The sequence below is a fragment of the Rhizobium terricola genome (assembly GCF_012927355.1).
Lineage (GTDB): Bacteria > Pseudomonadota > Alphaproteobacteria > Rhizobiales > Rhizobiaceae > Allorhizobium > Allorhizobium terricola.
Genome location: NZ_JABBGK010000002.1, coordinates 793,670 through 807,167, shown reverse-complemented (window position 1 = coordinate 807,167; position 13,498 = coordinate 793,670). Strand labels below are relative to the sequence as shown.

General features: G+C 63.7%; 12 protein-coding genes. 6 read left to right on the top strand and 6 right to left on the bottom strand.

Going from position 1 to position 13,498, the window contains the following annotated elements; all coding sequences use genetic code 11:
• Positions 1-97 precede the first annotated feature (97 nt).
• Entirely contained in the window at positions 98-1,735 is a 1,638-nt protein-coding gene (xseA, locus tag HHL25_RS13700; RefSeq protein WP_169591801.1) for an exodeoxyribonuclease VII large subunit, read from the top strand.
• 247 nt (positions 1,736-1,982) lie between these two features.
• The gene (locus HHL25_RS13695) at positions 1,983-2,324 is read left to right on the top strand and encodes a hypothetical protein (RefSeq protein ID WP_169591797.1); all 342 of its coding nucleotides are present in this window, start codon (positions 1,983-1,985) and stop codon (positions 2,322-2,324) included.
• Between the two features lie 43 nt (positions 2,325-2,367).
• Here HHL25_RS13695 and HHL25_RS13690 read toward each other — a convergent pair whose 3' ends face one another.
• The gene (locus HHL25_RS13690) at positions 2,368-3,621 is read right to left on the bottom strand and encodes an aminopeptidase (RefSeq protein ID WP_169591793.1); all 1,254 of its coding nucleotides are present in this window, start codon (positions 3,619-3,621) and stop codon (positions 2,368-2,370) included.
• Positions 3,622-3,700: 79 nt separating this feature from the next.
• On the opposite strand from HHL25_RS13690, the gene HHL25_RS13685 reads away from it, so the two are divergent.
• Complete coding sequence (locus HHL25_RS13685) at positions 3,701-4,546, top strand: hypothetical protein (RefSeq protein ID WP_169591790.1); 846 nt, start codon at positions 3,701-3,703, stop codon at positions 4,544-4,546.
• Positions 4,547-4,573: 27 nt separating this feature from the next.
• On the opposite strand, the gene ybaK is transcribed toward HHL25_RS13685, so the two are convergent.
• Together ybaK and HHL25_RS13675 are read right to left on the bottom strand one after the other, a co-directional pair.
• Entirely contained in the window at positions 4,574-5,047 is a 474-nt protein-coding gene (gene ybaK / locus HHL25_RS13680; RefSeq protein ID WP_169591786.1) for a Cys-tRNA(Pro) deacylase, read from the bottom strand.
• A gap of 4 nt (positions 5,048-5,051) precedes the next feature.
• Positions 5,052-5,402: an ArsC family reductase gene (locus tag HHL25_RS13675; RefSeq protein ID WP_169591782.1), complete on the bottom strand. Its 351-nt coding sequence runs from the start codon at positions 5,400-5,402 to the stop codon at positions 5,052-5,054.
• A gap of 141 nt (positions 5,403-5,543) precedes the next feature.
• On the opposite strand from HHL25_RS13675, the gene HHL25_RS13670 reads away from it, so the two are divergent.
• The gene (locus HHL25_RS13670) at positions 5,544-6,065 is read left to right on the top strand and encodes a MarR family winged helix-turn-helix transcriptional regulator (RefSeq protein ID WP_169591778.1); all 522 of its coding nucleotides are present in this window, start codon (positions 5,544-5,546) and stop codon (positions 6,063-6,065) included.
• A 256-nt stretch (positions 6,066-6,321) separates the two neighbouring features.
• Here HHL25_RS13670 and HHL25_RS13665 read toward each other — a convergent pair whose 3' ends face one another.
• Both HHL25_RS13665 and HHL25_RS13660 read right to left on the bottom strand, forming a co-directional pair.
• On the bottom strand, positions 6,322-7,269 hold the full coding sequence (locus HHL25_RS13665; protein ID WP_169591774.1) for a sensor domain-containing diguanylate cyclase: 948 nt from the start codon (positions 7,267-7,269) through the stop codon (positions 6,322-6,324).
• Positions 7,270-7,387: 118 nt separating this feature from the next.
• Positions 7,388-8,956: a methyl-accepting chemotaxis protein gene (locus tag HHL25_RS13660; RefSeq protein ID WP_205927827.1), complete on the bottom strand. Its 1,569-nt coding sequence runs from the start codon at positions 8,954-8,956 to the stop codon at positions 7,388-7,390.
• Positions 8,957-9,418: 462 nt separating this feature from the next.
• Here HHL25_RS13660 and HHL25_RS13655 point away from each other — a divergent pair, with 462 nt between their 5' ends.
• Positions 9,419-10,315, top strand: a complete 897-nt coding sequence (locus HHL25_RS13655) for a Tll0287-like domain-containing protein (protein WP_169591766.1) — start codon at positions 9,419-9,421, stop codon at positions 10,313-10,315.
• Positions 10,312-11,838: a mechanosensitive ion channel family protein gene (locus HHL25_RS13650; RefSeq protein WP_169591762.1), complete on the top strand. Its 1,527-nt coding sequence runs from the start codon at positions 10,312-10,314 to the stop codon at positions 11,836-11,838. The genes HHL25_RS13655 and HHL25_RS13650 overlap by 4 nt, the downstream gene beginning before the upstream one ends.
• 39 nt (positions 11,839-11,877) lie before the next feature.
• Here HHL25_RS13650 and guaA read toward each other — a convergent pair whose 3' ends face one another.
• Positions 11,878-13,440: a glutamine-hydrolyzing GMP synthase gene (guaA, locus tag HHL25_RS13645; RefSeq protein ID WP_169591758.1), complete on the bottom strand. Its 1,563-nt coding sequence runs from the start codon at positions 13,438-13,440 to the stop codon at positions 11,878-11,880.
• Positions 13,441-13,498: the final 58 nt, after the last annotated feature.

The following is a 13,498-nucleotide window of genomic DNA, read 5'->3' as shown; positions in this document are numbered from 1 at the left end:
ATGTTTTGTTTTTCCGGCGCTTGGCTGACGATCCAAGGCACGGGAGAGGGTCGCAAGCCTTGCTGATCTTCCCCGTTTTTTGCGGTACTAGAAGTCCATGACCAGTTTCTTCAGCGATGATTCGCCCACCAATCTCGCCGAGTTCACCGTCTCGGAGCTGTCGGGTTCGATCAAGCGGACGATCGAGACCGCCTTCGACCATGTGCGCGTGCGGGGCGAGATCTCCGGCTATCGCGGCCAGCATTCCTCCGGTCATGCCTATTTCAGCCTGAAGGACGACAAGTCGCGCATCGACGCGGTCATCTGGAAGGGGTCCTTTTCCAAGCTGAAATATCGGCCGGAAGAGGGCATGGAGGTGATCGCCACCGGCCGCATCACCACCTTTCCCGGCTCGTCGAAGTACCAGATCGTCATCGAGCAGATGGAGCCCGCCGGCGCCGGCGCGCTGATGGCGCTGATCGAGGAACGCAAGCGCCGGCTGGGTGCCGAGGGCCTGTTCGATCCCGCGACGAAGCAGTTGCTGCCCTATATGCCGAAGGTGATCGGTGTCGTGACGTCGCCGACCGGCGCCGTCATTCGCGATATTCTCCACCGTATCGCCGACCGCTTTCCGGTCCATGTGCTCGTCTGGCCTGTCAAGGTGCAGGGCGAGGGCTGTGGCGAGGAGGTGGCGAACGCCATCCATGGCTTCAACGCCATGGACCCGGTGGGCGAAATCCCCCGTCCTGACGTGCTGATCGTCGCCCGTGGCGGCGGAAGTCTCGAAGACCTCTGGGGCTTCAACGACGAGATCGTCGTACGCGCGGCGGCGGCAAGCGTCATACCGCTGATTTCGGCGGTTGGTCACGAGACGGACTGGACGCTCATCGACTACGCCGCCGACGTCAGGGCGCCGACGCCGACAGGGGCGGCCGAAATGGCGGTACCGGTGAAGGCGGATCTCGTCGCCCAGGTCGCGAACCTCGCCGCGCGCCTCTCCGGGGCGTCCGCCCGGCAGATGGAAACCCGCCGCCAGGGCTTGCGGGCGCTGGCGCGTGCGCTTCCCTCGCTCGACCAGTTGCTCGCCCTGCCGCGCCGCCGTTTCGACGAGGCGGCCGCCGGGCTCGGCCGAGGCCTCGAGCTCAACACGATGGCCAAGCGCCGCGCCTTCGAACGGGCCGCATCGCGCCTCTCGCCCGACATGCTGGCGCGCCGCCTCGGCGAGCGCCGCCAGCGCATCACCGAGCGGGCGGCGATGGCCGAGCGCATCGTCGAGCGGATGATCGACCGGCTGCGCGGACGCGTGACCGGTGCGGACGCGGTGCTGCGAAACGTGCCGGTAAGGCTGCGCACCCAGATGGACCGCAGCCGTGATCGTCTGGACGGCCTGATCCGCCGCTCAGACAGCGCGCTCGCCAACGAACTGCGCGCCCACCGTGCGACCCTTTCTGGCCACGAGCGCATGCTGCAGTCGCTGTCCTACAAGAACGTGCTGATGCGCGGCTATGCGGTGATCCGCGACGCGGCGGACCGCCCGGTATCCCGCGCGGCCGCCCTTTCCGCAGGAGCAGCCATTTCCATCGAGTTTGCCGATGGCCGGCTGAGGGCGGTGACCGAGGGCGGTGACGGATCGCCCGTACAGCCCTCCTCATCCCCCGAAGCGCCGGCCGCCGGCGCTGTGGCGCCTGCCAGACCCGCCGCGCCGCGTGCGTCCAGGAAAAGCGATCCACCCGCCGGACAGGGAAGCCTGTTCTGACGGGCGGTGAAGGCGGCGAGACAGTCCGGCGCGTGCGGGCGGCTTGCCGCGTTTTCAGCGCGCATGACGATCGCATGCCGGCCGTTCTCTCACTGCCTCGTGATCACCCGCAGGACTGCTGCCTGGCTCTTGCCATTTAAACGCCGGATCGAACGCCTATCTCATCTCTGACGGCATGGCGCGCACCGACGGTCACTCGGATCGTCGCGGGGCGGGCGTGTGCCGCTGAAGACAAGGAGAAGACACCATGAAGAGTTTTTCGACGGCGGTGCTGAGTGGCCTTTTGATGTCGTCGGTTCTGGGCGCATCGGCGCTTGCCGATCAGGCGGACGTCGCGGCAATCCTGTTCGGCCGCAACTACAATGACGGCGTGACCGCCGTTTCCGTCTGGCCCGGCCACCGAGAGGGCGGCATGGGCGGTCCGTTCTCGCCGGAATTCCAGACGCCGGCCCGCCTGCAGGCGGCACAGGCCGAAGTCGAGCGGGACGCAAGCCTCCAGGAAGCGCTGGCGCGGCGCCATATCGCCCGGCACAACGTGGTCTGGGTCCAGACCGCCGCAAACGGCGGCAGGATCATCTACTACCGTTGAGATGGGACGGCCCGCCGCTCTTGCGAGGGCGGGCCGGATCCTTTCAGGCCCATTCGCCCTTGCGCATGACCGCCACCCGGGCGCCGTCCGGCCGCACGCCGTCAATGTCGACTTCACCGGACCCGATCATCCAGTCGATATGGATCAGCGAGGAATTGCCGCCCTGTGCCTTGATCTGTTCCTGAGAGAGCGAGGCGCCGTCGAGGAAGCACTTCGAGTAGCATTGGCCGAGCGCGATGTGGCAGGAGGCGTTCTCGTCGAACAGGGTGTTGTAGAACAGGATGCCGGAGGCCGAGATCGGCGAGGAATGCGGCACCAGTGCCACTTCGCCGAGACGGCGCGCGCCCTCGTCGGTATCGAGGACCTTGAGGAGGACTTCCTCGCCCCTGGTCGCCTTGGCCTCGACGATGCGGCCGCCCTCGAACCGGACTTTAATGTTGTCGATCAGCGTTCCCTGGTGCGACAGCGGCTTGGTCGAGCAGACATGACCCTCCACCTTCAGCGCATGCGGCGTGGTGAAGACCTCTTCCGTCGGGATGTTGGGATTGCAGGTGACGCCGTTCTTCGCGGTCGAGGCGCCGCCGTGCCATTCATGGCCGTCGGCGAGCCCCACGGTCAGGTCGGTGCCCGGTCCGGTGAAGTGCAGGGCCGCGAAGCGTTCGTCGTTCAGCCAGCGCGACCGCTTGCGCAGCTCCGCATTATGGGCCGCCCATGCAGCGACCGGATCGGCCTCGTTGACGCGCGAGGCGGCGAAGATCGCCTCAGCCAGTTTCGCGACGGCTTCAGTCACCGGAACGTCCGGAAACACCAGTTTTGCCCAGGACGGGTTGGGGTAGGAGCAGATGTTCCAGTTGATGTCGAAATTCGAGATATGCTCGAGCGCCGGCTTGTAGGCGATCGAGTTCGCCTTGTTGGCGCGCGCCACCTTGGCCGGATCCTGCCCGGAAAGCAGCATCGGATTGTCCCCGGCGATCGCCAGGCGGGCGGCCCCGTTCTCATAGGCCTTCGCCATGCCGTCATAGAGCCAGCCCGAGGCCTTGTCGAAGCTCTGGTCGGGGGCATGGGCATAGCGCGCCAGCGTGGTTTCCTCGTCGGCGTAGAAGGTCGTCACGATGCCGGCGCCTGCCTTGTAGGCATGCCGCGTGATCAGCCGCACGAGCGGCAGGGCCGCGATCGGCGCGGTGATCACCAGATCCTGGTCCTTCTGCAGCTGGAGGCCGACCTTTACAGCCACTTCGGCGAGTTTTTCGAGACGGACCGGATCGACGGCGGTTTCAAATTCGGGCAGGAATGTCATGGGATTGCCTGATGCTTGTTGGCGAGAAGCGGCAAGCCTAACGGGCTTTGCGGCGAAATTGAAGGCGGGAGATTGAGGGATGCGTATGCTGCGGAGGACAAGCTCCACGACAACGGCGGTGCTCTTGGCGGCGGGCTTGTGGGGCGGATGGGGTTCGTCCGCCTTCGCGATGGAATTCGACCTGCAGGTATTCGGCCATCGGGTCGTGGTCGAATCGAACGACGACGGCGAAATCCTGAAGCTCGATGACCGGGAAGTCCATCGCAACATCTATGTCCATATCGAACGCGTCGCCGTCATCGACGATGTCCAGACGATCGTCGGCACCTCCTCCGACGGCGGCAATGCCTGCGCCCCGACACCATTCGTCCTGACACTCCCGGCAGGCGATGAACCGAAGCTTGAGATGTTTCCCGAAGATTGCGTCGGCGTCTCCTCGAGTGAGGAGGACGGCAAGCTGGTCTTTACGGCTGAACCCCTTCCGGGTCGGGACGGCGAACGCTGGAGTTGGGATCCGACGAACGGCTTCAAATCCATGGGCGCGCTCGCCTTCCAACCCGATCCGGGCAAGGGCTGGGACAGCCTCGTCTCCGCACCGCCCGAACACCCCTCGGGCCTTTACGACTTCGGCGCGATCGCCGATCAGCTCGACGCGCTTCTGGGCGACGACGCGGCGGACTTCAAAGAGATCATCACCGGTGTCGGCAGCGGCGAGCTGCGGGACGGCGGCTTCTATGTCGGCACCAGCTGCCTGCCGCACAGCTGCGGCGCGGTGGAGGCGATCGTGGTCGCCGACACGACGGAAGAGCAGGTCTATGTCGCCTGGAAACCGCTTGACGCGAAGATCATCGTCCGGCCGGAGGTGAAGAGCTGGCCGGCATCCGCCAGGACGGCACTACGCGAATGGGCGGCCACATGGAACTGAAGGGAGGCCGCTCCCCGGCGGCGCGGCTCAGGCGACGAGCGGGGCTGAAATCGCGCCGAGTGCCTTGAGGGCGGCTTCCGGCGACAGCCGCACCTGAAGGCCCCGTTGCCCGCCATTCATGTAGACGAGCGCCTCGGTCATCGCCTCGGCCTCGATTGCTGTCGGGACCTGTTTCTTCTGGCCGAAAGGACTGATCCCGCCGACGACGTAACCCGTCAGCTTCTCTGCCATGGTCGGCTTCATCATCGCCGCATGCTTGCCGCCAAAAGCGGCTGCGAGTCTCTTCATGCTCACCTCCTTGTCCGAGGGCACGACGACGCAGACCGGCTTGCCGTCGAGTTCGGCCATCAGCGTCTTCAGCACCCGGTGCGGCTCCTCGCCGATCGCCTCGGCCGCCTGAAGCCCGATGCGTTCGGCGTTCGGGTCGTAGTCATAGGTGTGCGTGGTGAAGGCGACCCCCGCCTTTTCCAGGAACTGCGTCGCACGCGTGGTCTTCGCCATCGCCTCAGGCCTTCAGTTCTGCCGCGTAGACATCCGGCTTGAAGCCGATCAGCAATTTGCCGTCCGCTTCCAGCACCGGTCGCTTGATCATCGATGGCTGGGCGAGCATCAGCGCGATCGCCTTGTCCTGATCAAGATTGCCCCTGTCTTCGTCGGACAGCTTCTTGAAGGTCGTGCCGGCCCGGTTGAGAACGGTTTCCCATCCGGCTTCGCGGCACCAGGCCTCGAGATGGGCGCGGTCGATGCCTGTCGTTTTGTAGTCATGGAACACGTAGGCGACGCCGTGGCTGTCGAGCCAGTCGCGCGCCTTCTTCATCGTGTCGCAATTCTTGATGCCGTAAAGCCGTGCCTGCATGGTCGAAAATCCGAGATGAAACAATCAGACCGCAGATAGCACGAGGTGGCGCCCAAAGAAAATCCGCCTTGCGGGTCGGGCGAACACGTTCTTGTGGTGGCCAAACGCACGAATTATATGCAAACTGCACATGAGGGTAGAATGGCTGACGACACGGAAAAACTTCGCTTCGAGAATATCTTCGGCGCCATGAGCCTGGCGCTGGTCGACAAGCTTGAGCGCGCCTATGAAGCCGATATCGGGCTTGGTCCCAGCTCGGTCGCGGCCCTGATCCAGATCGGCACCGGCTCCGGCATAACTATCGAGACGCTGCGGCGGATCATCGGGCTTTCCCATTCCGCCTCCGTGCGCCTCATCGATCAGCTGGAAGCCGCGGGTCTGGTCCTGCGCAGCGAGCCGGTTGACGGGGACCGGCGAGCGAAGGCTCTGAAGCTGACGGAGGCGGGGAGGGCATTGTACGGCCGCTGCAAGGAAGCGCGGCGCGGCGTGACGGAACGTGCCTTCGCGGTGCTCGACCCCGATGAAATGCAGTTGTTCGGCCGACTTGCGGAGAAGGTGCTGCCGGCACTTGTCGATCTCGGCGCCGACCAGGACGTCGTCTGCCGGGTCTGCGACGAATCGGTCTGCGTGCGGGCCCGCTGCCCGATCAGCCACATGAAGTGATGGCAGGTTCCGTCGTCTTGACATGATCCATATATATGCATAATGCATGCATATATTGGAGACGGGAGAGGTGCGATGCAAAGACTTGTTCAATCAATTCCGGTCATGGCACGGCTGCTGAAACGGGCGACACCGCCCAGCGACACCGCTCGCATTCCACTGACAGAAACGGTGTTGCGCCAGGCCGTGAGGCTCGCCATAGCGGCCCGTTGCCGTCAGAAGGGCAATTGACGATGACGAGACGCCGGGGCCAAGCTCATGCGGCGACCGTCGTCTCCCCGATCTGGGTGGCCACCCGGTTGCGTCCGCCGGCCTTTGCGGCATAAAGCGCCAGGTCGGCACGGCGCACGAGTTCATCGAGGCTTTCGTTCGCGTCTTGCGAAACCGTCACGCCGGCGCTGACCGACATCGGCAGCGACAGACCGTTTGCCGCACCGAACCCCAGGACTTCGACATTGCGGCGGACAAGCTCGGCGACCGCAAGGGACCGGTCGAGCGTGGCATCCGGCATGATCGCGATGAATTCCTCGCCGCCCCACCGGGCGAGCAGGTCGTTGTCCAAGCCGATCGACTTCATGATATTGGCGAATTCGCAGATCACCGTATCGCCGACATCGTGCCCATAGCGATCATTGATCGCCTTGAAGCCGTCGAGGTCGAAAAGAACCATGGCCACCGGACTGTGGTTGCGCCGGCATCGTTCGAGTTCGCGTCCGGCGAGATCGACGAAGGCGCGGCGGTTGTTGATCCCCGACAACGGATCGGTGTTGGCCAGGCGCTCGAGCTCGCTCTGATGCTGATGTCGCTCTGTGAGATCGCGCAGCACCGCGATGAAGATGGGGCCGTCCGAACCGGACGTCCTGAGAATCGTCGCGCCGAGGCTGATCTCCGTGCCGTCGGCGCGGTAGCCGACGATGAAGGACTTGCGGCTTCCCATGTATTTCGCATCGACCGGCCCCTTCATGAAGCCGGCGAGATGATCGCGGTGGGCGTGCCGGAAGCGGGGAGGCAGGATCGTGTCGATCGGCTGGCCGGCCAGCTCATCCGTGGATTGCTGGAACAGCGTGGCGGCCGAGGGATTGCAGTAGAGGATCTTCCCGTGTGCATCGATGGCGATGATACCGTCTTCCATCTCCGCGACGATCTTGCCATAGACTTCGCCATCAAGACGGGATGCCTGCTCGTTGAAGGATGAGCGAGCCAAGATGAAAATCCTCTTCCCTGAAATACTACTGGCATTCGAAATATTCGGGTATTGAACCAGCTTTTCGTTAATGGAGCTTTGCCGGGGGGTGAGCGGACGTCCGGTCCGCTCACCTTGATCAGGCTGCCGGCCGCCGCTGCGGAGCAGTGGCGGCGAAGGTTTCGGGCGTGCGGTCTGCCCGATCGATCTCGAACTGCTGCACCATCCCGACGATGCGGTCGATCTCCGTTGACAGCGCATGGGTTGCTGCCGTCGACTGCTCCACCATCGCGGCATTCTGCTGGGTCGCCTGGTCCATGCTGTTGACCGCCGCGTTGATCTCCTTGAGCGAGGTCGACTGTTCGCGCGCGGCCTGGACGATTGCACCGATATGGTGGTTGAGTTCGCGCACGTCCTCGACGATGCCGTCGAGCGCCTTGCCGGTCTGGCCGACGAGTTCGACACCGCTGCGGACCTGCTCGCCCGACCGGGTAATCAGCTCCTTGATTTCCCTTGCCGCCTGCGCCGAGCGCTGGGCGAGCTCGCGGACCTCCTGGGCGACGACCGCGAACCCCTTGCCGGCCTCACCCGCGCGCGCCGCCTCGACCCCGGCATTGAGCGCCAGCAGGTTGGTCTGGAAGGCGATGTTGTCGATGACGCCGATGATGTTGCCAATTGCACTGGAGGAGGCCTCGATCGCATCCATGGCCTCGACCGCTTGCCGCACCACGGCACCTGAGCGCTCGGCGCCGTTTCTCATCCGGTCGACCAGCTTGCCGGCCTCGTCGGCCCGGCGGGTCGAATCGCCGACGGCCGTCGTGATCTCCTCGAGCGATGCGGCCGTCTCCTCGAGCGAGGAGGCCTGACGTTCCGTCCGCTTGGCAAGATCCTCCGCCGATTGCCGGATCTCGCTGCTGCCGGCATTGATATGACGGGTTCCACTCTCGATCTCGCCGATGGTCGTGGCCAGCTGGTGCATGGCGTCGTTGAAGTCGTGGCAGACTGAGAGATAGGCCTCCGGAACGTCGTGGCTCATGCAGTGGGTGAGATCCCTGTCGGCGAGCCGTGCCATGGCATGGCCGAAGATGCCGCAGACCAGGTTGCGCTCCGCCGCGATCGCTTCGGCCTGGGCCTTCTGCTTGGCGGCCTCCGCCTCGTCGATATAGACCGAGATGGCAAAGTCCATGTCGAGCATGACGGCCTTGATCAACGCACCGAGCACACGGCCGGTTTCGTCTGCTTTTGCGCGTCCGCTGGCAAACATTCCCTGGCTGCCGAAAGCCTGGGTCACCACCTCGCGAACCAGATGGTCGAGCACGATGGCATAGCCGCCGATATACCATTGCGGCTCCAGCCCGATGCGGGCATGGACCGTGCCGATCGCCTTCACCTTGGCGACATAGTCCTCGTTGAGGTCGCCGGCCGAGATGTTCGACCAGTGGTTCATCTGTGCGCCCTTGGCGCGATCGATGTGGATGTCTGAGGAAAAGAAGTGGCGAACCTCGGGCGTTGCCCGCAGCTTCTCGTAGAACTTGTCGAGGCCCTTGGGCAGCTCGCGATCGATCAGGGGCTTGATGCTCCGGATGCCGTCGAGATCGGCCCGGCTGATCTGCATGAAATCGAGACGCCGCCCCAGCGACCGGCTCTCAGGTTCGCTTTGCGCATTCTTGGAATCCGCCTGAACGGATTGTTGCTTCAAACTGGTCATGGCGGTCCCCTCGCCGGTGAATGAATTTTCTGAAATATTGACCTCTTCTAATATTGTATTCTGGGTCATCTGCCGACGATGGTAGAACGACATAGTTTACAAATGGTAAGTTTTGAATATTTTACTTTAGAGAAATCGAATAATATTGAAGATGTGAAGTAGAAACGTAAGAGATACGATCGATGAATTGATTATAGTCAAATTTCTACGAATCTATTTTCGCTTTTATTCGTTTCATGTGGAACTGTTTTTGCAATGCATCATCGACGTCGCCCGATCTCGTTGCGTTGGCGAGGAGAAGCAGGCGCGACGTAGAGCCGGCCGGACCGCAAACTGATTGGTCCAGAATTGGCGGTTGAAATGCCTTAGGACGCTGTCATCGTGCAGTTATGCTGCACTGCAATGCGGGTCCCGCCCGTTGGCCGGCGGCGAGGATGATCCACTCCAAATGGCGGGGCGTCTATGCGCATCGAGTTTCGTTTTGGCCTGATCCTGGCCGTCTGTTTCGTCTTCGGCCTGGCCATTGCCGGCTACATCTCGTTCACGCTGGAATTCCGCCAGGCGCGCGCCGAGGTCAACGAGAAGTCCCGCGTCCTGCTGGAGACGGGCCTTGCCCTTCGGAGCTACACAAGCACGGAAGTGGCTCCGCTCGTCAAGAAGCTCGGCTACGAGGAGTTTCACCCGCAGATGGTGCCGTCCTACGGCGCCCAAACCACGCTCGGTTTCCTGCGCGACCGGTTCCCCGACTATCGCTATCGCGAGGCGTCGCTCAACCCGACCAATATCGCCGACAGGGCCAATGACTGGGAGGTGACTTTGTTGCAGACCTTCCAGCAGGATGCCGAACTGAAGGAGCTATCCGGCGAAGTGGGTGCAGGCACGGACAAGCGCTTCTATCTCGCCCGGCCGCTCCGCATGCCGAACACCGACTGCCTGCAATGTCACAGCACGCCGGATGTTGCCCCGGCGTCCATGGTTGAGAAATATGGCGCGAACGGTTTCGGCTGGAAGATGGGCGACGTGATCGGCATGCAGCTCGTCGAGGTTCCCGTCCTTGGCCCCAACACTCAGGCCATGAAGGGTCTGCTGGTGACCTTGGGCGCGCTCACCTGTGTCTTCATCCTGTCGCTGTCCGTCTTCCTGCTCCTGCTGCGTCGCTACGTCACCCATCCGCTCGAGGCGATCACGCGGCGCACCATTTCGACCAGCCTCGCTCCGGAGCGTCACGAAACGGGTGAGCAAACACCGCTCAACGGGCAGTTCCATGATCTGGAACAGTCGATCGGCCGCCTGCGCACCAGTCTGAACGAAGCGCTGAGGCTGCTCCCCGATCTCGGAAAACGGAAGAACGGGCCATGAGCTACGTCTTCTCCGCCCTTCTGGTTGCCCTCACGGCGCTGACCTGGCTTCTCTTCGTCACGCTAGCGCCGGAGGCAGACGACTGGTCGCTTCTGCTTCGCGAACTCGCCTACTTCCTGACGGCAATCAGTGTCGCCCGCATTGTCGAGGTGCTGGTCAACAGTTTCGTCGACGATGCCGACGGCAACAGCCGCACCACCGACCTCGTCAAGGTGATGAGTTCCATCGTCATCTATGTCGCGGCCGTTCTGGTCTGGCTGCATTACGGGCTTGCGTTCGACATTACCAGTCTGCTCGCCACGTCGGCGATCGTCTCGCTGGTCATCGGCTTCGCCTTGCAGAACACGCTTGGCAATCTGTTCTCCGGCCTGTCGCTGGAACTTGAGCGGCCCCTGCGGGCCGGCGACTTCATCCGCAAGGGAGCGATTGAAGGGGAGGTCGAGGCCTTGAAATGGCGCTCGATCTTCTTGAGGACGGCGGACGGCGGCACCGTCGTCCTGCCCAACAGCGCGCTCGCCACCGATGCGGTCGAAGTCGTGCGCCGCGGCGCGCCGTTTCGCAGCCAGGCGATATTCCACGTGCCGGCCGAAATCCCCCCGATGATCGTTCTGGAAACGGTGCGGGAGGTGCTCGCGAACGGCGTGTCCGGCGTTGCCGACGATCCGCCCGGAAGTGCGGTCGTCCTTGGCACCGAGGCGCAGACGGGCGTTATCCGCTACTGCGCCCGCTTCTACAGCCTTCGCCCGATCGAACTCTCCCGCCAGACATCCGCCGTCCTGACCGGCATCTGGTATGCCCTCGACCGGAAGGGCATTCCGATGACTGCCGCGCCCGAGGGCCTCGGTGTGCCGACGGGCGCTGCACCGCGCTGGAGATGGCGCGCCGGATCGGTGGTGCCAGCGGAATTTGAAAAACAAGGCGCTCTTCTTCGCTTCGGCCCGGGCGAGGTGCTGCCGGCCGACCTGGCCGGGATCGTAGCCGATGGCATGCTTCGGGAAGAGGTGCTGGCCGACGAATTCGACCTCTCCGCTGCGGTCGGCGCGCTCCTTGAGGCGGATCACGGTGTCGAGCGACCCTTGCGGCTCGATCCGGTTCTGGTGCGCGAGATTTCAAGGCAGGCGGCCGTGTTCCTTGGGCCGATCGCCTTCACCCTGGCCCAGCATTTCGCCGGCCTGACCGACGATCCCTTCTTCGTCTATCAAGCGCTGGCGACGCGCATCCCGGAAGATGCCGACAAGGCGCGCTTCCTTGCGCTCGCTCCGGCCCGGCCGGTGCGCCGGCTGGGCCCGGGCGCTCCCGTCGGCTGGGCGGGCCTCCTGGGGCTTGAGCCGATGGCGGCCCGGCGGCGAAGTGTTCCGGTGCATGCCGACATCATGGCGTTCGACCGTGACGGCCTGGTGAAGCTGATGGCCTCGCCGGAAGGGGAACATCTCGTCGATCGTCTGGTGCGGCTGCCCCAATTGCACGACCAGTCACGCGAGGCGATCCGCGACCTGTTGATCACGTCGGCAAGGGACGCCTGACCCCGATGTGAAAAGAGCCCCGGAAGGGGCTCTTTGTCGTCATTCCCACTCGATCGTGCCGGGTGGCTTCGACGTCACGTCATAGACGACGCGGTTGATTCCGCGGACCTCGTTGATGATGCGGGTTGCCGCACGGCCGAGGAATTCCATGTCGTAGTGGTAGAAGTCGGCGGTCATGCCGTCGACCGAGGTGACTGCACGCAGCGCGCAGACGAATTCATAGGTGCGTCCGTCGCCCATGACGCCGACGGTCTGGACCGGCAGCAGCACGGCAAAGGCCTGCCAGATGGCATCGTAGAGGCCGGCCTTGCGGATCTCGTCGAGATAAATCGCGTCGGCTTCGCGCAGGATGTCGAGCTTTTCGCGGGTGACGCCGCCCGGGCAGCGGATGGCAAGGCCGGGTCCCGGGAAGGGATGGCGGCCGATGAACGAGTCCGGCAACCCAAGTTCGCGACCGAGCACGCGAACCTCGTCCTTGAACAGTTCGCGCAAGGGTTCGACGAGCTTCATGTTCATGCGCTCGGGCAGGCCGCCGACATTGTGGTGCGACTTGATCGTCACCGACGGGCCGCCGGTGAACGAGACGCTTTCGATCACATCCGGATAAAGCGTGCCCTGGCCGAGGAATTCGGCGCCGCCGAGTTTCTTGGCCTCGTCCTCGAAGGTTTCGATGAACAGGCGGCCGATGATCTTGCGCTTGGTTTCCGGATCGGAAACGCCTTCCAGCTCGCCGACGAACCGGTCGACGGCGTCGACGTGGATGAGGTGGAGGTTGTAATGCTCCTTGAACATGGCGACGACATTGGCCGCCTCGTCCTTGCGCATCAGGCCGTGGTCGACCAGGATGCAGGTCAGCTGGTCACCGACGGCTTCATGAATGAGAAGCGCTGCGACGGAGGAGTCGACACCGCCCGAAAGGGCGCAGATGACGCGCTTGTCGCCCACCTGTTCGCGGATCTGCTGAACGGCCTTGGCGCGATAGGCGGACATCGTCCAGTCGCCGTGAATGCCGGCGATCTTCTGGACGAAGTTCTGGATCAGCTTGGCGCCGTCCGGCGTGTGCACGACTTCCGGGTGGAACTGCACGGCGTAATACTTGCGCTTCTCGTCGGCGATGAAGGCGAACGGCGCGTTGGACGAGGTTGCGACCACCTCGAAGCCCGGCGGGATCGCGGTGACGCGGTCGCCATGCGACATCCACACCTGGTGGCGCGAGCCGGCCGACCACAGGCCTTCGAACAGCGCGCATTCCTTGTCGATTTCCAGGAAGGCGCGTCCGAATTCGCGGTGATGGCCGCTTTCGACCTTGCCGCCGAGCTGGGTACACATGGTCTGCTGGCCGTAGCAGATGCCGAACACCGGAAGTCCGCTGTCGAAGATCATCTGCGGGACGCGCGGGCTGCCTTCGTCGAGCGTGGAGGCCGGGCTGCCCGACAGGATGATCGCCTTGGGGTTCAACCGGCGGAAGCCTTCCTCCGCCGACTGGAAGGGAACGATTTCGCAATAGACGCCGGCTTCGCGGACGCGCCGGGCGATGAGCTGCGTCACCTGGCTGCCGAAATCGATGATGAGAACGCTGTCGGGATGTGCTGTCTGGGTCATGGCGAGGCTTTAAAGAAAACCGCCGGTTCTTTCAATCGGAGAATTGTGCCGATTGTCC